The following is a 21,702-nucleotide window of genomic DNA, read 5'->3' as shown; positions in this document are numbered from 1 at the left end:
ATGTACCGCGTTGCTGTTACCCATATTTATCATATCATTTCTAAATAAGCGGTACTATGACGACGATTAGTAATCATAATACCGTACAAATATGACAAAAGTGTGACATTCTGGAGGGACTTAAGGCTCATTTTTGCCTATCCAGGCTTTTTTATAAAAACCGGCCACTGCTGCCATACTGACCAGGAACTTATAAACGAACAGGACGCTCCTGCCGGGGCGGCCTGTTCGTTTTTTATTTTTTGCAGCAGCGAGCCCCTTTTTTAGCATGCTTGTTTAAACGGATCATAGCATAAATAATTTCCTTATATTCGTCTGGCAGGTTGGGGACTTCTTCCGTAAGATCAATTGGCGTTGAGGTTGATACCTTCGAGCTGTAATCATCCACGATGCCTAGTAAATAATCAGAAGAGGTTTCATATAAGTTTGCTAAAATTACTAGTGTATTCAGATCTGGAGCGCTGACATTATTTTCATAACCGGACAAAGTTTTGTTGTTAATCCCAGTGAGTTGATAGACCTCAACCTGAGTCATCTTCTTGCGCTCCCGGGCGAGTTTCAACCTTGCTGCAATTTTGGGATTCAATAGTACGCCTCCTTTATTCTGTATTTTAGCTTTAATTACAGTTCAATGGGATGCATTCTTAGAAATTCTGAAATTATTATTGACATTCCTAATTTCAAAGAAATATAATTATAAGTGCAATACTTGACGAAATAAAGCAATTTATGTTGAATTTTCATATAGCAACCGACATATTTAGGCTATTCATGCAGGCAGAGGCTTTTTTTTGATAATATTGTTCTTGTGGCAGGAAAAACACAAAAAAATGCTGGAGGATTGGATGGTGATCGTAAGATGCGGTTAAGTTTGGGCGTTAAAACGATTGGCTTTTTTTTGCTAGTCGTGTTGATAAACGCGATCGGTTCAGGAATCACAATATACAAAGTCAGTCAAGCCGATCAGGCAATTCAACTGATTCAGGAACGCAATCTTCCCCGGCTGATGCAAACGAACCAGGTGGCTTTTAATACTGCTAACCAGGTCAGTGATATTCGGGCCTATTTATTGACCGGTAATAAGTCAATGCTTGATGAGTCCCGGCAGGCTGGACAAGAGAACGAAAAATTGACCAGGGAGTTATTGGCATCTGCTAACGACGAGGAGGGCCGCAGGCTTGTTGCTGAACTGCAAATATTAGCCGGAGCCTATCAGGATATTGCTGAAAATAAAGTAATTCCAATGAAAAATGCCGGTAATGTAGAATTTATTGAAGTGGCCGGCCGTGAACTTACTCCTGCGGCCCGGGCGCTGATGAGCAAGGCCGATGAATATGCCGACTTCCGGGAAAAACAGATTCAGACAGTTTTCTCACAGACAATTGATGATATGAACTCTACCAAAACGATCAGCATAACTGTTAGTCTGCTAAGTATGGTTATCAGTATTCTGGTCGGTTTCTTTAGTGCTCGGTCTATTACCCGACCTGTCGGTGTTTTAGCCGCAACAGCGGGAGAAATCGCCGCTGGTAAGCTTAATCACAGCATTGACGTGCAGTATAAGGACGAGATCGGCGATTTGCAGCAGGCTTTTAAAACCATGGTGCAAAACCTGCGGGATGTAGTACATAATGTCCAGTCGAATGCAGAGCAGGTCTCCGCTGCTTCGGAGGAACTTACAGCCAGCGCCGAACAGGCGGCTAAGGCAGCTAACCAAGTGACTGATTCTGTCATGAATGTAGCTCAAGGGGCGGAGCACCAACTGGAAGCAGTTAATGAAACGATGTCAGTGGTTGAACAAATGTCGGCAGGGATTCAGCAAATTGCGGCCAATGCCGACATGGTAGCCGCTACTTCAGCCCAGACTGCTCAAGCCGCGGTCGGCGGTAATCAGGCGGTAGACCGCGCCATCAATCAGATGACCACGATTGAAAATGCCGTCAAGCATTCGGCTAACGTGGTTGCCGGCCTTGGCGAACGTTCCCAGGAGATTGGGCAGATTATTGCTACTATTTCTGGTATTGCTGGACAAACCAATCTGTTGGCTTTGAATGCCGCTATTGAAGCGGCCCGTGCCGGTGAGCAAGGCCGTGGGTTTGCGGTGGTGGCTGAAGAAGTCCGGAAACTAGCCGAGCAATCCCAGGAAGCGACCAAGCAAATAGCGGCGTTAATCGGAAAAATACAGGGAGACACCGATAAAGCCGTTATGGCAATGGAAGCAGGTACACGGGAGGCCAAAGCAGGTACGGCAGTCATCAATACCACGGGAGAAGCCTTCCGCTCAATTGTCAGCTTAATTGAACAGGAATCTTCTCAAATCAGGGAAATTTCGGCGGCAATTCAGCAGATGGCCGGCGGCAGTCAGCACATTGTCACCGCCGTCAGGGAAATTGACAATGTAAGTAAGGCTGCGTCCAGGCATACGCAATCGGTATCGGCGGCTACCCAGGAACAATCGGCAGCAACGGAAGAGATCGCCGCCTCCAGTGAGGCATTAGCAAAAATGGCGGAAGAGCTGCAAAATACAATTAAACGGTTTGTAGTCTGACAAAAAAGACAAATGCCCTACCCTTATATGGCAGTGAATCGTTCAATACTTTGTACAGATCGCTCCAAAACTATGTTAGCGGTAAAAATCGACTATGATTTTCGTCCCGCTGAACAGGCAATGCCTTATAAAAACACAATAATCCGCACTTGGTGCGATAGTCCAGGGGGATAGTCTTTACGTGTATTACTTCAAATATATAATAAGGTACGGAAAGCTTCAATAGTATGTTGCGCCTGTAACTATTTATTGGATAAGTTGATTGAAAACACGGGGCTGTGGAAAATCTTAGAGATAAGTTTCCGCGGCCCCGCTTTATTTTTTTTCTATAGTTTTCACCTCCGCGCCCAAATAAAGTCAAGTACATTTGTTGGGAATGTGATGTAAAAGAAGACATATTTTGTCCACTACCAGGAGAGGAATCAGATAATATATGGAGAAATATAGTAGAAGAGGTGGACATTTTAAGTTTGGCCAGAGGAAGGTAGCTTGGGGGTGTGTGTATGGCGAAAGTACGTAAATTAATCACCAGGAATGAGTGGAGTATCAGTAGCCGGGAAATGCAGGATATTTTAAATTCGACCCATGATGCCGTCGTAGCGGTCAATAAAAAAGGGATAATCGTACTCTTCAACACGGCGGCTGAGCGGCTGCTGGGGATCGCGGCGTGGGAGGCGTATGGCGAAAATGCACGGGATATTATTCCCGGTTCACGCCTGCACTGCGTGCTGGAGACGGGGCTGCCTGAGCTTAACCAGCGGCAGGAGACCGGCGATACCTGTATCCTTACCAACCGTGTTCCGGTTCGGGACGAAGATAACCGGATTGTTGGTGCGGTGGCCGTTTTCCGGGATATGACCGAAGTCCGTCATTTAGCTGAGGAAATGACTTGCATCAAAGAAATGAAAAAATTATTGGAAGCCATCATCAACACTTCGCAAGACGTCATTTCGGTCGTGGACGACCAAGGGAAAATCATACTGGTCAATCCGGCCTATACGCGGTTGATCGGGATGCGCAAGGAAGAAGTCATGGGTAAACCGCCTACTGTGGATATCCGCCAGGGGGAAAGTGTTCATCTGCGGGTCATGCAATCGATGGAGGCAGTGCGGGGAGTGCCGCTAAAGGTGGGCCCTGACAATCGTGAGGTCATTATTAACGCGGCGCCGCTAATTGTCGATGGCCGGTTGCGCGGGAGTGTGGCAATGGCGCATGACATCTCGGAATTAAAATTTCTCTCAGAGGAACTTGCCGGTGTGGAAGCGCTGATGGACCGGGGGCAGGCCCGCTATACCTTTGAAGATATCGTGGCCCGGGGGCCGGCGATGCAGGCGGCGGTAGAGAATGCCGGCCGGGCTGCGCTTACGCCTGTCACAGTGCTGCTAACAGGGGAGAGCGGGACAGGGAAAGAGTTGTTTGCCCATGCCATTCACAGTGCCAGCCAGCGAAAATACCGGCGGTTTGTCCGGGTAAATTGTGCTGCGATCCCGGAAACGCTGCTGGAAAGTGAGTTATTTGGCTATGAGGCCGGGGCGTTCAGCGGGGCTCTTAAAAGTGGCAAGAAAGGCCTTTTTGAAGAGGCTGATGGCGGTACGCTGTTTCTTGATGAGATTGGCGAGATTCCGCCGTCTATTCAGGTCAAATTGCTGCGGGTGCTGCAGGAGCGGGAGATTATGAGGGTCGGTGGCGTCAGGGCGTTTGATCTTGATCTGAGAATTATTGCCGCTACCAATAAGAGCCTGGAAGATGAGGTCAAAAAAGGCAATTTTCGCAAAGACCTTTATTACCGGATTAATGTTTTTCCGATAACCATTCCGCCGCTGCGCCAGCGGATCGGGGATCTGCCGGAATTAGCCCGGCATCTGTTGACCAAACTCAACCGGGAGTATGGCCGCAGCGTGCAGGGGATTGAAGATGATGCAGCAGCCCTGTTGGCCGAACACGGCTGGCCGGGTAATGTGCGGGAATTGGAGAATGTCCTTGGCCGTGCCCTGATTAATATGCATTTTAATGAATATACGATTATGGTGACTCATTTACCGCCACTTTCGGCCGTGACCAGGTCAAGCACAGAGCATAAAGCCGTAGAGAGCGCTGTTGTGCCCTGCAGAACACTGTCAGAAACGCTGGAGGAAGCGGAACGGCGGGCTATCGCGGGCGTGCTTACCGGGTATGGCGGCAACCGGGCTGAAACCGCCCGTCATCTTAATATTTCTTTGCGTACCCTATATTATAAATTGGAGAAATATGGGATAAGGGGCAGCACGGTCTGACTGCAAAACAGTTCACTGCAGGATTTTGCAATTAATGCAAAGTCTTGCAGTGATTTTCTTTGTCTGGACGGTTATTACCGGTTCTGACGGGTACTCTTATGCTGGCATATTTCTTGCGTTTAAGTACTACCAGATGGAACAATAAATTTTTACAGGGGGGATTTGTAAATGGGGATTTTTAAAAAGATGGAGCAGCATGGGTACGAGCAATTGGTTTTTTGCCACGATCCGGCCTCCGGTCTAAAAGCCATTATCTGTATTCATGACACCACTCTTGGTCCTGCGCTGGGCGGTACCCGTATGTGGCAGTACGAGTGCGAAGAAGACGCGATTACGGACGTAGTGCGTCTGGCCAGGGGTATGAGCTATAAAAACGCAGCCGCCGGTCTCAATATAGGGGGCGGCAAAGCCGTTATCATCGGCAATTCCAAGACCGATAAAAGTGAAGCACTTTTCCGGGCATTCGGCCGCTTCGTCCAGAGTCTGAATGGACGGTACATTACCTCTGAAGATGTCGGCACCGCCGTAGAAGATATGGACTATATACACATGGAAACCTCCCATGTGGTTGGCCGTGGCGTGGCCGATCCCTCGCCGGTCACTGCTTATGGTACCTGGAAAGGCATGAAGGCTTGCGCCGCGGAGGTTTGGGGAACCGATTCGCTCCAGGGAAAAACAGTGGCTGTGCAAGGTCTGGGGCATGTGGGTTATACCCTTTGCCAGCATCTTCACGAGGAAGGGGCTAACCTCGTTGTGACAGATATCAGCGAGGAGAATATCAGCCGTATCGTCGCTGAATTTGGTGCCAGAGCCGTCAGCCCCCATGAAATCTACGGGGTTGATTGCGATATCTTTGCGCCCTGCGCGTTGGGCGCCATAATCAATGATGAAACATTGCCCCGGTTAAAGTGCCGGATTATCGCCGGTGCTGCCAACAATCAATTGAAGGAAACTCGGCATGGCGATATTCTGCAGGAAAAAGGCATTCTCTATGCTCCTGATTTCATTATCAATGCCGGCGGTGTTATCAACGTGGCCGATGAGTTGCAGCAAGGCGGCTATAACCATGACCGGGCCATAAAGAAAGTAGACGGCATTTACCATAATATTGAACAGGTCATTGCCATTTCCAAACGGGAGGGGATTCCGACCTATAAAGCCGCCGATATTCTGGCCGAAACGCGGATTGCCCTGATTGGCAAGGTGAAAAAAACGCTATTACCGTAATTTCTACTTCCCCTCCCGCACCGGGATAGTTGCTAAGAGTACCAGAAGTATAGTTGCCGCTACACGGTGGGGAGGGGATCGTTGTGTAAGTAAAAGTAGAAAAATAGGAAAATTTATCTGAATTTTCTGATGGAATAGGGGGGTAAAAAAATGAGCTTATTTCGTAAGAAGAATATTGCGGAACTGATCCGGGGTAGTGAAAGAAATGGCTTGAGGAAGACTCTGGGTGCGACAGATCTAGTTTTATTAGGAATCGGGTGCATCATCGGCACCGGAATTTTTGTGCTTACCGGTGTAGCTGCCGCCAAATATGCAGGGCCGGCAATTATGCTGTCATTCGTTTTATCAGGTCTTGCCTGCGCTTTTGCCGCATTAGCCTATTCCGAGCTGGCATCCATGGTGCCGGTAACTGGCAGTGCTTATACCTTTGCTTATGTCTCAATGGGTGAGGTGGTCGCTTTTGCGGTAGGCTGGGCGCTGATTTGTGAATATACGATCGGGTCAGCGGCGGTAGCGGCCGGCTGGTCAGGCTATATGGTCGGGTTACTCAAATCGGCCGGCATTGTCTTGCCGACGGCGTGGACGGCTGTCCCTGCTGATGGCGGTATCCTGAATATACCTGCGATTTTGATCACGCTCATCCTCACCTATTTACTGATGCTTGGCACCAGAGAAAGTGCTGCTCTGAACAGAATCCTGGTATTTATCAAACTGGCATGTATCGCTTTTTTCCTGTTTGTTGCCACTCCTCATATTGAGCCGCTAAACTGGCAGCCGTTCCTTCCGTATGGTTGGGGTGGGGTGGCTACCGGCGCCGCGATCGTGTTTTTTGCCTATATCGGGTTTGATACTGTGTCCACCGCTGCGGAAGAATGTAAAAATCCCAACCGGGATATTCCGATCGGAATTGTCGGGTCGCTGGTTATCTGTACCGTACTTTATATTGCCGTCGCAGCTGTTTTGACAGGTGTTGTGCCTTATTCAACCCTGAACAACAGCGAGCCGGTAGCCTACGCGCTTCGCGCCATTGGCATGAATTTCGGCAGCGCTCTCGTGGCGCTAGGCGCCATTTGCGGCATTACCACCGTACTGTTGGTCTTTATGTATGGTCAGACCCGCGTATTTTTGGCAATGGCCCGTGATGGGATGATTCCACAGAGTCTGGTGAAGATCCACCCCAAATACGGTACTCCTCATACCATCACTCTGATTGCCGGTGGCGTAGTAAGTGTGCTAAGTGGTTTACTGCCGATCAACATCATTGCCGAACTCTGCAACATGGGGACACTCTTTGCTTTTATTTTAGTCTCAATAGGTGTGTGGGTGCTCCGCAGGACCCAGCCTGACGTACCCAGGCCGTTTCGCTGCCCTGCCGTCCAGGTGGTTGTGCCGCTGGCCGTGCTCTTGTGCGGCTACCTGATTGCTAATCTGCCGGTGGAAACCCTGACCTTCTTCGGGATCTGGTATGTAATCGGCATGATCGTGTATTTCAGCTATAGCCGCAGGCATAGTACCCTGGCCTCACAACCTGCTGACGTTTCGCAGGATGAATGAACTGCAATTTACGAGCAACAACGATCCATTATCTATCGTATGTAAAACCTCAACCAGGCAAATCCTAAATGGTAGCAAAAAGCCAGATTGGCAAAACTTATTAGATGAGGAATAGACGACGAAAACGTGAGCCCTACTTTTAAGCCCAAATACACATTGGATGCCGTAAAAATGACCGTAATTAACATTCCCAGCAACATTCCCCGAAACGTAAGTTCAGGCACGTTTAATTCATGACTCGTAAAATCTACTTGTTTCATATGTATACTCCCTGCGGCAGTTATTTCTATGGCCGTTTTGAAGATGTTTAAAGATTCCAATGTCTTGGAAAATAATATGGTTCAAACTCAGGCCTCGGCAGCAGGTACCCTTTCGGCGGTTATATTTATTATTCCCGGCTTACTGATGATCGGGTATTGGCAGGGGTTTGCTTTCTGGCAGACCTTGATGATTTGTGCTTGTGGCGGCAGTCTTGGCGTGCTGTTCACTATTCCATTGCGCCGTTCTATGTTTCGGCTATTATCAGTTTGTGTACGAGTGGTTTTCAAGTTATTTCATCGGAAGTGCACTATTGGTTCACTTTCGGCAAAATTACATCGCAGTTGCCTATTGGCTTTTCTTCTGCTTTACTGGGAGCCGGCTATCTGATTGGTATCGCTAGTGGTATGGCAATGTTAGTGGGTACTATTCTGGCGTGGGGCGTATTTGTGCCGTATCTTACATCTGTAATGTCATCGGCAGTTGGGCAAAGCGCCAATGCGTTTGCAACCGCTGTCTGGTGTCTGGGCACAAAAGGTACGGCTTATCGGTGCTGGTGCGATTGGTATTGCCGCAATATGGACACTGATTATGTTAGTAAAACCAATCATCGAGGGTATGCGCATTTCGATACAAGCTATGAGTCAGTCGGAAACAGGAAAAAATTTGCACCGGATGGATACAGATTTGTCTCCTAAAGCGACAGGGATGGTTTTAAGTGTTATTGTTATCGGTTTACTGGGAACATTTTATTCCTTTATTGCGGACGCACATCTGTCAGCAGGTACCACATGGATTTTTGTTCTCGTAGGTGTTACCATCTCCATCTGCATGGGATTTTTTGTGGCTGCTGCGTGTGGCTACATGGCCGGATTAATTGGTACATCGGCCAGCCCGATTTCGGGGATAGGGATTTTGGGAATAATTATATCCTCTCTTGTCGTATTGGCAATCGGAACAGCGGTCAGTCTTTTTGACACGGAAACCGGAACTAAATTCGCTATTGCGTTAGCTATTTTTATGACAAGCGTCATTGTCACATTGCTGCTATTTCAAACGACAATCTGCAAGATTTAAAAACAGGTTATCTCGTCGGTGCTACGCCTTGGAGACAGCAAGTGGCCTTATTGCTGGGCTGCATTGTGGGAGCTTTTGCCATTTCACCAGTATTGAATTTATTATATGAAGCGTATGGTTTTGTCGGGGCTATGCCGCGCGCTGGAATGGACGAAAGTCAAGTTCTTTCTGCACCGCAGGCAACTTTGATGGCTACGATAGCCAAAGGGATTTTTAGTCACAATTTGGATTGGAATTATATTCTTTTCGGCGTAGGAGTCGGAATTGTGATCATTAGTGTAGATTGGCTACTGAAAAAGAACTCGGAAAAATACTATCTGCCGCCGTTAGCTGTAGGTATGGGGATTTACTTGCCGCCTACATTGGAAACGCCTCTTATCCTAGGTACTGTCATGAGCTATTTTGTGTATCGGTATCTACATAATCGGGCGATAGAGCGGAGTCCGAAAAACATTGAAGAAGATGTGGAAACTTGCAACCGCCATGGTGTACTATTTGCATCTGGGCTTATTGTTGGTGAAAGTTTAATGGGGGTTATCATTGCCATCATCATTGTATTTTCAGTAACCGGCGGCGGCAGCGATTCGCCGCTGGCACTCGTAGGCAAGGAGTTTGGCCCCACAGCGGATTGGCTCGGATTGATCGTATTTATCGCCATGATTGCCCTATTTGTTTATCGCGTTGTTAATGTTAATTAGAGGTTTTGTACGGCAAAAGGCTCAACATGCAGCGGAATACTGCCTGTTGAGCCTTTAATTATTTAATTGCCTGGTGTTGGTGCCTTTAGCTTTTGGATCTGCCGGTACAGCTCCAGTTCCTCTTCTGTCAGGTTTGTTGGAATATCAATACGGATTTTGAGAAAAAGGTCGCCGTTGCGGTTAGGGCCTTGCGGCAGGCCTTTACCTTTCAGCCGCAGCTGCTGCCCGGAACGGATGCCTGGCTGAACCTTTACCTGCAGCTGACCATGAGGAGTGGCTATAGGTATTTTAGCCCCCAGGACGGCCTGTTCGGGCAGAAGGGTCAGTTCCATTGTCAGGTCGGCCTTGTTGGCAAGCTGCCAGGACGGGTGTGGAGTGGCTTTGATGTGGAGGTATAGATCGCCGCTTGCGCCGCCGCCGTGGCCTTGGCCGCCCAGGCCTTTAAGGCGTAAGCTGGCACCGGGGTGTAGGCCGGGTGGGATTTTTACCTTAACGGTTTTTGTTTCCTCGGTCGTACCCAGCCCGCCACAGACCGGGCAAACGCCCTGTCTGGTGAAACGTCGTCCGGCGCAGGCGCTGCAGGCATTAGGCGTGGTCAAATGCAAGTCTTTTTCCACACCATTCAGTAATTCTTCGATGGACAGGCTGATTTCGGCATCGATATCTTCGCCTTTGAAGCTGGTTGGCCGGCCTGCCTGCCGATGGGAAAAATCCTGGCCGAACATGCTGGAGAAGAAATCGCTGAAACCAAAACCGCCTAAATCAAAATCAGCTGTGTTGTGGACGCTGTAAGAAAAGCCGGTGCCTGCAGGTTCGAAGTCCTGGCCTGTCTGCCAATTACGGCCCAGTTGGTCGTATTTGCCCCGCTTTTCGGGGTCACCTAATACCTCATAAGCCTCGTTGATGGCTTTAAATTTTTCTTCGGCGGCCTGCTTGGCATCCCCCTGGTGCAAGTCTGGGTGATGCTGACGGGCCAACTGGCGGTAAGCCTGCTTAATGTCTTTATCAGATGCTGTCCGGGGTATGCCCAGCACTTCATAGTAGTCGATATATTTCATCAGCATCGCCTCCTTTACCGGGGATGTTTTGTTTTACTCATATTCGGCGTCGATAATATTGTCGTCGCCGGCAGGCGGAGATTGTGTAGCCGCCGGGGCGGGTTGATACTGGCTGGCCTGGGTATAGGCCTGCTCCAGTTCAGCTTTGACTTGCTGCAATTTATCGATCGCGGCGTTTTGCTCGACAGCCGCCTTGGCCTGGGTTACAGCGTCGCTTAGGCGGCCGCTCAGATGGGCAGGCAGGCCGGTATTGTTTGTTTCCAGGAAGGTCTTGGCCTGATAGCTGAGGCTGTCCAGTTCATTCTTTAATTCTACCTGCCGGCGGCGCTCTTTATCTTCAGCAGCATACTGCTTGGCGTCTTCCACCATTTGGTCAATAGCCGCTTTATCAAGATTGCTGGAGCCGGTGATGGTGACAGATTGCTCTTTGCCACTGGCCTGGTCTTTAGCGCTTACAGTCAGGATACCATTGGCATCAATATCAAAGGTGACCTCAATTTGCGGTACACCTCTGGGCGCAGGTGGTAAGCCTCCAAGTTTAAACCGGCCCAGAGTCCGGTTACCTGCCGCCATTTCCCGCTCGCCCTGCAGGACGTGAATCTCCACTTCAGGCTGGTTATCGTCAGCTGTGCTGAATACCTGACTGTGGCGGGTAGGAATAGTGGTATTCCGGTCAATAATCCTGGTCATAATGCCGCCCATGGTTTCTACGCCCAGAGATAACGGTGTTACATCAAGCAGCACTACGTCTTTGAGCTCGCCGCTCAAGACACCGGCCTGGATGGCGGCTCCTACGGCCACTACTTCGTCCGGGTTGACACTTTGGTTGGGGGTTTTGCCGGTAATGGATCTGACCAGGTTTTGTACAGCCGGAATGCGGGTGGAACCACCCACCAAAATGACTTCATCCACAGCGGCAGCGGTTAGTTTGGCATCAGCCAGCGCTTTTTCTACCGGAATACGGCAACGTTCTACCAGTGGGCGGGTCAGTTCGTCAAATTTAGCCCGGCTTAGTTTGGCCTCCAGGTGCTTGGGTCCGTTAGCGTCGGCAGTGATGAAAGGCAGGTTAATCGTGGTTTCTAACACTGACGACAATTCAATCTTGGCTTTCTCTGCCGCTTCGGTCAGCCGTTGTAGTGATTGCTTGTCAGCAAGTAGGTCAATGCCGTGATCTTTTTTGAATTCAGCGGCCAACCAGTCGACGATAACCTTGTCAAAATCGTCACCGCCAAGGTGGGTATCGCCGTTAGTGGACTTGACTTCAAAGATACCATCGCCCACTTCCAGGATGGAGACATCAAAAGTGCCGCCGCCTAGGTCAAAAACCAAAATGGTTTCATTTTTCTTTTTATCAAGCCCATAAGCCAGCGCAGCCGCTGTTGGTTCGTTGATGATCCTTAGCACGTTGAGCCCGGCAACCCGGCCGGCATCTTTAGTGGCCTGACGCTGGGCGTCGTTAAAGTAGGCCGGAACGGTAATAACGGCTTCTGTGATTTTTTCACCCAGGTATTTGCCGGCATCATCGACTAGTTTACGCAGTACTTGGGCCGAAATTTCCTCTGGTGCATAGGCTGTGTCATCGACAATAAATTTTACGGCGTTATTGGCATCTGCGCTAATTTTATAAGGAACCAGTTTTGCTTCGGCCGATACTTCATCATTACGACGGCCGATGAACCGTTTGACTGAAGAAAAGGTTTTAGCAGGATTGAGCACTGCCTGACGTTTGGCCAATTGACCAACTAAGCGCTCGTTATCCCGGAAAGACACTACTGAAGGCGTGGTACGGCTGCCTTCCGCATTGGCAATGACTGTAGGGCGTCCTCCTTCCAGTACAGCAATAACCGAATTTGTAGTACCTAAATCAATACCAACTATTTTTGCCATGATAATACGCCTCCTGATTTTAATATAAGATAGCTATTCGCGTTAGTAACATTGAATTACCAATCTTTACAATTACATATTACCAGATAATCGTTATTCTTTGGAGGGCGTAAATGGCTGATTTTAGGTCATTTTTGGCAGTTTAAGGCAATTTAACAAAATGGTGAACTCAGGACGCAGGCAATCTAACTATTTTTGACTTTTTGACTATTATTGACTTTTGAATAGTGCAGGATATGCTTTTAGAAGCGGGAAGAATGGCTACAAGCAAAATAATTCCGAGTATAGTCACGATAATATAAAACGGTCTGAATCCCCGAGTGAAGAGATTCAGACCGTTTTGTATTTGTTTTGTTACTTAGCGGATATTTTTCCTCTAATGATTTCGCGGCCAGCAATATGCATGTTCATACCTAATTCCTCAGGCGTAAGACCGAGAGCAAGCCCTACTAACTGGGCCAGATGCAGTACCGGCATCTCCTGCTGACAGCCTACAGCCGCCTGACCTTCCGGCTGATTCATGTCAAGTGACATTTGGCACAGCGGGCACGGCGTAACAATGCAGTCCGCACCGGCTTTTACTGCACTGTGGTTAGTTTCACCGGTGATGCGGATCATGTCTTTTTCCGCAGTATAGGTAGCGTGGAAACCGCAGCACTTAAGTCTTGCATCATAGTCAACAGGTTGAGCGCCGAGAGCGCGAATGAGGTTTTCGAGAGACTGTGGATTAGCATGGTCTTCAAAATCCATTAGGGTTGGGGGGCGGAGAATATGGCAGCCATAGTAGGCAGCTACTTTGAGGCCGGTTAATGGGCGTTTAACCAACTGCTTCAGCCGATCAAGACCGTAGTCGCTAAGCAGTACCCAGAGTAAGTGGGTAATATTGCTTGTGCCCTTATAATTAAGGCCGGCAACAGCTAAGAGAGCATTGACTGTTTCTTTTTGGCCGTTGTCCAGCTTGGCTTTGGCTTTGCGCAGCATTAAGGTGCAGGTATTGCACACGGTTAAGAGCGGCAGGTCCATTTGTTCAGCTAAGGCGATATTACGGGCGTTAATGGCAGTTGCCGCCAGGTCGTCTACGTCTTGCACATGGGACGCGCCACAGCAGGTCCAGCCGGGGATTTCGAGAAGCTCAATACCAAGCGCTTTGGCGACAGCGGTAGTGGCTATATAGTTTTCTTTGGCCGCTCCCTCAAGAACGCAGCCCGGGAAAAATGCATATTTCATTATTTCTCACTCTCCCTTACTGCTTTGAGGATGGCCTTAATCTGCTCATGCCCTTTGACCTTGCCAGGGAAATGGAAAGGATTGAGTTTGCCGCGACGGAGGAGGCGGAGCGCAAACGGGAATTTGGTCATTGAGCCCAGCATGCCGATACTTCTTACCGACAATTTGGTTTCATTTAAGCGGCCGGTATCTTCGATATCCTGTAAGAAAGCCAGCGCATGGCGGGCGCCGGGATTATCGGTATAACCGAGCTTGATGGATAATTGGCGCAGCCGGGCGATATCTTCGCCGGGAGCTAAACCTTTTGGGCATTTTGTACTGCATTCTACGCAGTGCAGGCATTTCCAGAGGCCTTTGTCAAGTACCGCTTTGATGCGTTCGGCTGACGACTTGTCCCGGGTATCGGCAACAAATTTCCACACTTTAGAATAGGTGAAAGGTTCAAGGAAATCCTTGTTATCCGCACTGAGCTTGGAACATTCGGAAGCACAGGCACCACAGAGAATACAGCCAGCCTGGGTATTGATTTTCTTAAAGTCGGCAGCGTTTTGACGGCAGCCTTCTTTGGCGTTAAATTCATCTTTGGGTGCTAACCAGGTGCTGTTTGCCATTAAGCGCTCGGCTTTGGGTTCCCAGTCAACAACAAGGTCGCGAATGACTTTGAAATTTTGGATAGGACCGATGGTTAAAGTATCACCGAAGCGATCCAGGATACCGTCAAGCGGGGTCTCACAGGCCAGGAAAGCCTGACCGTTGACACGCACGGCGCAGGCACCGCATACCGCTGCGCGGCAGGCTGCTGTGAAAGCGAGCGTGGGGTCAAGCGTTTCTTTGATGTTGATTAGACCCCAGAGAATGGTCTTACCCGGCTGATGGGGGAAGGTATATTCTTGTACGAAGCTTTTTGCTCCGTCAAACCGTTCAATTTTATATGTTATCTGGCGCATCAATATTTCCTTTCTGCTGGCGGGTATTTGGTGATTACGACTGGCCGGTAAGATATATTGTACGACTGGCCTTCCTTGGACACGATGGTGTGTTTCAGGAAGTTGGCGTCATCACGGCTGGGGAAATCGGCCCGGCAGTGACTGCCGCGGCTTTCCTGACGGTTAAGAGCGCCGAGGACGACCGTTTTGGCCACTGTAAGCATGCTGCCAAGTTCGATGTAGTTCACAAAGGCAGTGTTGTAGATCTTGTTTTGGTCAGGCACCATGATGGCTTGGTACTCCTGGAGCAAGCTGTCGACTACTATGAGCGCTGCTTGCATTTCGTCACCGGTGCGGAACACGCCGACATTATTCCACATGACTTCGGCCAACCGGTCACGGATCGATGCTGTAGTAACGCCGGTGCTCCTGGTGGTTACAGCGTTATATTTGGCCTCCCAGGCCTGGGAGGCTTGGTCAACAAGACCTTGATTGACGGCCTGCCGCTGTTTTGCGCAAGTGGCAGCACCTTGACCGGCGAATTTCCCAAAAGCAACGATGTCAGCCAATGAATTGCCGCCAAGGCGGTTAGCCCCGTGGACTGAGATGCAGGCAGCCTCACCGGCAGCAAAAATGCCCTCAACAGCTGTTGCACAGGTGTGGTAGTCGATTACGTCAACGCCGCCCATGGAATAATGACAGCTAGGGCGGATGGGAATAGGCTGTTCAATAGGGTCGACCTGCTCAAAAGTGATCGCCAAGTCACGAATCTGGGGCAGACGTTCCATGATTTTTTCCCGTCCTAAATGGCGTAGATCTAGTTGAACATAGGCGCTCAACCCTTCGCCGAAGCCGCGTCCCTCTTTAATTTCTGTCTCAATGGCTTGGGAGACAAGGTCGCGGGTAGCAAGCTCCATCTTTTCCGGCGCATAGCGAGACATGAAGCGCTCACCTTTGTTGTTGAGAAGATAACCGCCTTCGCCACGGGAGGCTTCTGACATCAAAATTCCGGTACCGGCCAGGCCGGTAGGATGGAACTGAACAAACTCAGGGTCTTTGACCGGAACGCCGGCATCAAAGCAAGCGGCAATACCATCACCGGTCGAAGTAAACGGGTTGGTGGTGCGGAGCCAGTACATGCGGCCGGCGCCGCCAGTAGCTACAACAACGGCTTTGGCCGCAATGGGAACAATGCGGCCGCCCTTTAAATCATAGGCGACAACACCGCATAGTTTGCCCTGATCGGTAACAATTTGCAGCAGATACCATTCAGTCAGAATTTTTACACCATGCTTCAGGCACTGTTCATAAAGAGTGTGGAGAATAACATGACCGGTTACGTCGGCCGAAAAACAGGTCCGGGGTGAGGATGCACCACCGAAGTTGCGCTGGGCTATCCGGCCCTGGCCGTCACGGGAGAAGGGTACGCCAAAGTAATCCAGTTCCCGAATGGCATCAGGCATGCTGCTGATAAAGTGTTCAATGGCATCCTGATCGCCGAGATAGTCGCTGCCTTTTATTGTATCAAAAATGTGTTTTTCAATGGAATCGCTCGGATCGGCGTTCTGCAAGGAACCGTTAATGCCACCCTGAGCACAGCCGGTGGCCGAGCGGGTGGGAAACATTTTAGTCATCAGGCCGACCGAGAGGCCTTCCTGCCGAACGGCTTCAAGGGCGGCCCGCATTCCGGAGCCGCCACTGCCGATAACTAGTACGTCAAAGTTAAGCATTGTTCACCTCAATGATGTTATTTGAAGTCCAATAAAGATTTTCTTTTGGCATGATGTTACTAACGCTCCACCGCTGGCGCTTAACTTACGCTTATACTAACATCATGCCAGTAAATCTTTATTGGAAACTATATAGTTTGGGCTATAGGCTAATCTTGGCGGTAAGCCTTTTGTCCTTCATGATAGACGTTTTTCCCTGTGCTATCAATCGCCACGATGGCCGGAAAATCCTCTACTTCCATACGAGCCAGTGCTTCGGGGCCAAGATCGCCGTAAGCCACTACTTCATAGGACTTGATTGTTTTTGAGATAAGAGCGGCTGCACCGCCGGTGGTAACAAGATAAACAACGCCATGTTTCTTCATGCTGTCTACAACCGCGTCAGAACGGTAGCCCTTGCCAATCATTCCTTTTAGGCCTTTGTCCAGGATACGCGGCGCATAAGCATCCATCCGGCCACTGGTGGTAGGACCGGCAGAACCGATCGGTTCGCCCGGTTTAGCTGGCGAGGGTCCGACGTAGTAAACCATTTGTCCTGTGAAATCTACCGGCAGTTCTTCGCCCTTGTCGAGGGCCTCAACCATACATTTGTGCGCCGCGTCGCGCGCAGCATAGATTACGCCGGTAATAAGAACACTATCCCCGGCTTTTAAATTCTTTATCGTTTCATCGGTAAGTGGTGTAGTGATACGAATTTGTTCAGCCATGTTTTTTCCCCCTTACAGTACTACTTCAGCATGCCGGGTGGCATGACAGTTGATGTTTACAGCTACAGGCAGGCTGGCAATATGGGTAGGATACCATTCAATGTTGACAGCCAGGGCTGTGATGCGACCGCCAAGACCTTGGGGTCCGATACCGGTTTTATTAATAAGCCCTAAAAGTTCGCCTTCAAGCTTGGCATAGTCAGGATGGTCATTTCGTTTGGTTAACGGACGAATCAGGGCTTTCTTGGCAAGATAGGCAGCTTTCTCCATAGTGCCGCCGATTCCTACACCAACTACAATGGGCGGACAGGGGTTAGAACCTGCATTCTCAATTGTTTCAACAACGAACTTCTTTACTCCTGCCACACCGTCGGCTGGTATCAGCATTTTAAGGGCGCTTTTGTTTTCACTGCCGGCCCCTTTGGGAGCAAGGACAATTTTGAGTTGGTCGCCGGGAACGCTTTCGACATGAATGATAGCCGGGGTATTGTCGCCGGTATTTTTACGGTTGAACAGCGGCTCGGCAACGGCCGATTTGCGTAAATAGCCTTCGGTATAGCCTTTGGCCACACCGGCATTAACAGCTGCTTCCAATGTGCCCCCTTCGATGCAGACATCCTGACCTAATTCAACAAAGATTACTGCAAGTCCGGTGTCTTGACACATGGGTTTATCTTCATCTCTGGCGATACAGGCGTTTTTAATAATCTGGTCAAAGATTTCTTTGCCAAGCGGCGATTCTTCTTTTTCTTTGCCTTCAACTAGTGCATTAAAAACATCCTCAGATAAATAGTAATTGGCGTCAATTGCCAATTTGGCAACAGCGTCAGTGATTTGCTGTGACTGGATTGTACGCATGTAATAGCTCCTCTCTACTCTTAGGAAATCATTTTAAATGGATTCGGTTATTACCAAAGACCGAGAACTTTCCACCAGATAGAACCTAAGCCAACCCAAATAATCAAGTTGATGACAGATATAATGAACCCAAGCCGCCACCAGGTGCCTTGGTCGACATAACCTGCGCCGAAATAAATAGGCGACGGACCGGCCGCATAGTGGGTCAGTGACATACAGAGATTGGACATAAAGGCCAGCGACAGGGCTACCAGATAGGCAGGGGCGCCGGCAGCTACGGCTACCGCGATAAAGGCTGGGTACATGGCTGTGATATGAGCAGTCAGGCTCGCGAAAGCGTAATGCGCATACAGATAAACGACTGTGAGGACAATAAATGCCTGCAGCCAGGGGATGCCTACAATGCTTGCTGCCATTGTTTGGGCAAACCAGGGAATGAAACCAAGTTTCGAAAGATAATCAGCCAGGCCGACAAGGGCACCCATCCAGATCAGGGTATCCCATGCGCCTTTTTCATCAAGGACATCTTTCCATTCAAGTACTTGGGTGACCAGCATGACAACGACAGCTAAGAGGGCGACAACGGTGGCATCCAGTTTGGTATACTGGGAGGTACTCCATAGAATAAGGGCACCCACAAATACCATGGCGACAATTTTTTCGCCCCATGACATAGGACCCATGATCTCAAGCTCTTTTGCCGCCAGGGCTTTAGCCTCTGGCGTTTTCTTAATCTCGGGTGGGTAGAATTTGTACAGGAAGTACGGAACTACAATCAGCGAAATAATACCCGGGACGACAGAAGCTAAAGCCCATTGACCCCAGCTAAGCTGGATATTCAGTGTTTTGGCGGCAAGTAGAGCGATTAAGGGGTTCCCGGCCATTGAGGTAAGGAACATGGCAGAAGTAATGGTATTGCCCTGATAGGCCGTCTGCATTAGATAGCTGCCGACTTTACGGGCAGTCGGTCCTGGCTCAGAGCCAAAAGCTGTGCAGAGACTGCGGACAATCGGGAAAAGAATGCCACCGGCGCGTGCTGTGTTCGAGGGGGTGGCCGGGCTAATAATAAGGTCGCTGAGGACTAGTGTATAACCAAGTTTCAGCGTACTGTCCCCGATGGCTTTTATTAGCATAAAGGCAATGCGGCGTCCTAAGCCGGTTTTGATAAAGCCTTTGGCAAATAAAAAGGCGGCAACAATCAGCCAGATGGTGGTGTTAGAGAATCCACTGATGGCTTCGGCCGGTTTTAACACGCCGGCAAGGGCAGTGAACGTCACACTGATGAGCGCTACAGCGCCAATGGGCAACGGCTGGACGATGAAGCCAAAGATTGTTGCGACAAAAATGGCCATTAAATGCCAGGCTTCCGGCTTAAGCCCCTGCGGGATGGGGATAAACCAGATGGCAGTACCTACGGCGACAGTCGCCAGGGCTTTTACAACTTTGCTGTTCATGAAAAAGTAATCCCTCCTAGTTAGTTTTTAGATGATTTTGATAATACCCTATCTATACTTTAGCACCGCTACATAAGTAATTAAAATATCGATATTCTATGGTACAATAGGTAATGACTATTAAAAATGGGGGGAATTACGGGTGGAATTGCGTCAACTTGAATATTTTGAGGCCGTTAGCAGGCTGCAGAACTTTACAAGAGCTGCCGAAGAGTTGCATGTAGCCCAGCCATCAATCACCAATGCCATCCAAAAGCTTGAAGAGGAACTTGGGGTGTTCTTGTTTGATCGCAGTCAAAAAAAGATTGCCATCACAGCTGAGGGGCAAGCCTTTCAGATTAGAATAAAAAAGATTTTGTTTGATATCCGCCAGGCCGTCCATGAAATGGAGGATTTTCGCAAGCTAAACAGGGGGAGTATCAAATTTGCGGCGCCGCCAATGATCGGAGCCTATCTCTTCCCTAACATTTTTAACCTATTTAAGAGCGCCTATCCTAATCTTAATTTGGTAGTTTATGAAGAAGGTTCACTGGCGGCCCGGTCGATGCTGGAAAAAGAAGAACTGGATTTGGGCCTGATTATTCTGCCTGAATCTTCAACCGTGCTCAATACCATTCCTATTACCCAGGAAGAAATTATGCTTTGCCTGGCGCCTAACCACCATTTACATACAGCAAAGTCAGTTAGTTTCAGTCAATTGCGTGATGAGCCCTTCATTCTTTTAAAAGAAGAATTCTTTCACCGTCAGCTCGTGCTTGAAGAGTGCGCGCGCCACGGCTTTACGCCTAATATTGTGTTTTCTTCCAATCAGATTGAAACAATCAAGGCGATGGTCGCAAGTAATGTCGGTATTTCCTTTTTAATGAACATGGTGGTTCGCAACCATCCTAATTTGGTCGGTGTGCCGCTTGCTGAGCCTTTGTCAATCACCATCGGCCTGGCTTGGAAAAAAGGAAAATACCTGTCAAAGGCCGCACAGGCTTTTAGCGATTTTATTGTTGCTTATACCAAGTCCCCCAGTTTCCGGGGGACGGTAACCAAGCGCGAATAGGTTATTACCGAGAGGCAGTTGTTGTCTTCTTCCGCTCTTTTGCATATATATGTTATAAGACGCGAAAGGAGGGTAATAATGACACATATAGAACCATGGGAGCGGCCGCAATATTGTACTGCCGGCATCAGCGCCGGCCCGAAATCTATTGTCGTCCGGCAGGTATTGGGTGAAAGAGAGGTTCAAAAGTCGTTGGATGTGCATGTGGTTGTGCCGCGGCACAAACCAGCTATTGAGCAAATTGTTGATGTCTTTGTTAAAAAACTGGAAATTAACAGCGTTGATATCATACCCAACAAGGTTGTTGTCAGAGGGCAATTTGAGGTTAAGGCTTTATATGTTGCCTGCCGGCCGAGGCAGCCGGTGCACGCTGTTGAAGTATGGCCTATCAGATTTACTGCCTACGCTGATATCCCGGGAACACGGCGGGGGATGGACGCTGACGCCAGCGTCATGGTTGAGTTTGTCGATTATGATTGTGATGTACACACTCGAGCCCATTGGCATAAGAAAAAAGGTCATGATTGCGACGATTATGATGACTACGATGATTATGAGCATGACTGCGACGATGATTATGATGATTATGACGATTGCGATGATGACTATGACGATTATGACGATTGCGATGATGACTACCATCATAAGCATAAGCCCCACAAAAAACATAAGTGTAAACCCGACTGCGACTGCGGCCACGAGCACGATCACCATTGCAAACCGCATAAAAGACCGCGCCGTTGCACCCGGAGATTTGATGTATCGGTCGTGCTGAGAATTACTGTGAAAGTAATGGCTGACCGGGAAGTTATGTTATATCAGGGTCCGCCCCAGGGACTGCCGTATAAGCCAAAGGGATAAGTACTGATCTATATCCTCACAAAAAGCACTATGTGAAGCTCTTAGAGCTCAGGTAGTGCTTTTTTTTGATGTATCAGAATTTATAAGTTTAGAGAGGCTACGGCAGGAGAAATGGCGCGGGTTTGCGGAAATACGGAGGCATGAAGAAGAACATCTTATGGCAGATCTTTTGATGCAAAACAGAATTGGAAGCGGTTCGTCGAGAAATATGGAAAACGGATTCGACCTGTTGTTCGCAAAGAGGTAAAAAAATTTGAACATTGTGGAGATCCCAAACAGGGATTTAAGCTTTTTGTTTGTGAAGGTTG

At 48.9% G+C, this 21,702-nt stretch carries 15 protein-coding genes and 3 pseudogenes; 8 read left to right on the top strand and 10 right to left on the bottom strand.

Features of this window, described 5'->3' with window-relative positions; genetic code table 11:
• Positions 1-235: 235 nt before the first annotated feature.
• Positions 236-586 (bottom strand): helix-turn-helix transcriptional regulator, encoded by a 351-nt coding sequence (locus tag VN447_RS13565; protein ID WP_325525877.1) that lies wholly within the window; start codon positions 584-586, stop codon positions 236-238.
• Between the two features lie 255 nt (positions 587-841).
• Between VN447_RS13565 and VN447_RS13560 the strand changes: the two genes are divergently transcribed.
• The 4 genes from VN447_RS13560 to VN447_RS13545 all read left to right on the top strand — a co-directional run bounded on the left by VN447_RS13560 (position 842) and on the right by VN447_RS13545 (position 7,602).
• Positions 842-2,548 (top strand): methyl-accepting chemotaxis protein, encoded by a 1,707-nt coding sequence (locus tag VN447_RS13560; protein ID WP_325525876.1) that lies wholly within the window; start codon positions 842-844, stop codon positions 2,546-2,548.
• A gap of 503 nt (positions 2,549-3,051) precedes the next feature.
• On the top strand, positions 3,052-4,821 hold the full coding sequence (locus VN447_RS13555; RefSeq protein WP_325525875.1) for a sigma-54-dependent Fis family transcriptional regulator: 1,770 nt from the start codon (positions 3,052-3,054) through the stop codon (positions 4,819-4,821).
• A gap of 168 nt (positions 4,822-4,989) precedes the next feature.
• Positions 4,990-6,048, top strand: a complete 1,059-nt coding sequence (locus VN447_RS13550) for a Glu/Leu/Phe/Val dehydrogenase (RefSeq protein ID WP_325525874.1) — start codon at positions 4,990-4,992, stop codon at positions 6,046-6,048.
• 150 nt (positions 6,049-6,198) lie between these two features.
• Positions 6,199-7,602: an amino acid permease gene (locus VN447_RS13545; RefSeq protein ID WP_325525873.1), complete on the top strand. Its 1,404-nt coding sequence runs from the start codon at positions 6,199-6,201 to the stop codon at positions 7,600-7,602.
• Positions 7,603-7,676: 74 nt separating this feature from the next.
• Here the strand turns inward: VN447_RS13545 and VN447_RS13540 are convergent.
• Positions 7,677-7,862: pseudogene (locus VN447_RS13540) on the bottom strand (OPT/YSL family transporter); the annotation flags it as partial.
• Here VN447_RS13540 and VN447_RS13535 point away from each other — a divergent pair.
• Positions 7,858-9,635 (top strand): annotated as a pseudogene (locus VN447_RS13535) (OPT family oligopeptide transporter); the annotation flags it as partial. The pseudogenes VN447_RS13540 and VN447_RS13535 overlap by 5 nt on opposite strands.
• 62 nt (positions 9,636-9,697) lie before the next feature.
• Here VN447_RS13535 and VN447_RS13530 read toward each other — a convergent pair.
• From VN447_RS13530 to VN447_RS13495, 8 genes are all read right to left on the bottom strand, one after another.
• Positions 9,698-10,693 (bottom strand): J domain-containing protein, encoded by a 996-nt coding sequence (locus tag VN447_RS13530; protein WP_325525872.1) that lies wholly within the window; start codon positions 10,691-10,693, stop codon positions 9,698-9,700.
• A gap of 33 nt (positions 10,694-10,726) precedes the next feature.
• The gene (gene dnaK / locus VN447_RS13525; protein WP_325525871.1) at positions 10,727-12,580 is read right to left on the bottom strand and encodes a molecular chaperone DnaK; all 1,854 of its coding nucleotides are present in this window, start codon (positions 12,578-12,580) and stop codon (positions 10,727-10,729) included.
• 354 nt (positions 12,581-12,934) lie between these two features.
• Entirely contained in the window at positions 12,935-13,807 is an 873-nt protein-coding gene (locus VN447_RS13520; RefSeq protein WP_325525870.1) for a CoB--CoM heterodisulfide reductase iron-sulfur subunit B family protein, read from the bottom strand.
• Positions 13,807-14,754: a succinate dehydrogenase/fumarate reductase iron-sulfur subunit gene (locus tag VN447_RS13515; protein ID WP_325525869.1), complete on the bottom strand. Its 948-nt coding sequence runs from the start codon at positions 14,752-14,754 to the stop codon at positions 13,807-13,809. Before VN447_RS13515 ends, VN447_RS13520 begins: the two co-directional genes overlap by 1 nt.
• Positions 14,754-16,463 carry an FAD-binding protein gene (locus VN447_RS13510; protein ID WP_325525868.1) on the bottom strand — a complete coding sequence of 570 codons (1,710 nt, stop codon included), beginning with the start codon at positions 16,461-16,463 and terminating at the stop codon, positions 14,754-14,756. The genes VN447_RS13515 and VN447_RS13510 overlap by 1 nt, the downstream gene beginning before the upstream one ends.
• 149 nt (positions 16,464-16,612) lie before the next feature.
• Positions 16,613-17,170: a Fe-S-containing hydro-lyase gene (locus tag VN447_RS13505; RefSeq protein WP_325525867.1), complete on the bottom strand. Its 558-nt coding sequence runs from the start codon at positions 17,168-17,170 to the stop codon at positions 16,613-16,615.
• Positions 17,171-17,182: 12 nt separating this feature from the next.
• Complete coding sequence (locus VN447_RS13500) at positions 17,183-18,028, bottom strand: fumarate hydratase (RefSeq protein ID WP_325525866.1); 846 nt, start codon at positions 18,026-18,028, stop codon at positions 17,183-17,185.
• A 50-nt stretch (positions 18,029-18,078) separates the two neighbouring features.
• Entirely contained in the window at positions 18,079-19,482 is a 1,404-nt protein-coding gene (locus VN447_RS13495; RefSeq protein ID WP_325525865.1) for an anion permease, read from the bottom strand.
• Positions 19,483-19,624: 142 nt separating this feature from the next.
• On the opposite strand from VN447_RS13495, the gene VN447_RS13490 reads away from it, so the two are divergent.
• The 3 genes and pseudogenes from VN447_RS13490 to VN447_RS23360 form a co-directional block, all read left to right on the top strand.
• Positions 19,625-20,533, top strand: coding sequence for a LysR family transcriptional regulator (locus VN447_RS13490; protein ID WP_325525864.1), 909 nt, complete (start codon positions 19,625-19,627; stop codon positions 20,531-20,533).
• A gap of 78 nt (positions 20,534-20,611) precedes the next feature.
• Positions 20,612-21,394 carry a DUF3794 domain-containing protein gene (locus VN447_RS13485; protein WP_325525863.1) on the top strand — a complete coding sequence of 261 codons (783 nt, stop codon included), beginning with the start codon at positions 20,612-20,614 and terminating at the stop codon, positions 21,392-21,394.
• Between the two features lie 140 nt (positions 21,395-21,534).
• Positions 21,535-21,702: pseudogene (locus VN447_RS23360) on the top strand (IS91 family transposase); the annotation flags it as partial.

This window comes from Sporomusa sp. (genome assembly GCF_035561155.1).
Classification (GTDB): domain Bacteria; phylum Bacillota; class Negativicutes; order Sporomusales; family Sporomusaceae; genus Sporomusa.
The sequence above is the reverse complement of the archived record's forward strand: the minus strand, read 5'-3'. Positions and strand labels throughout refer to the sequence as shown.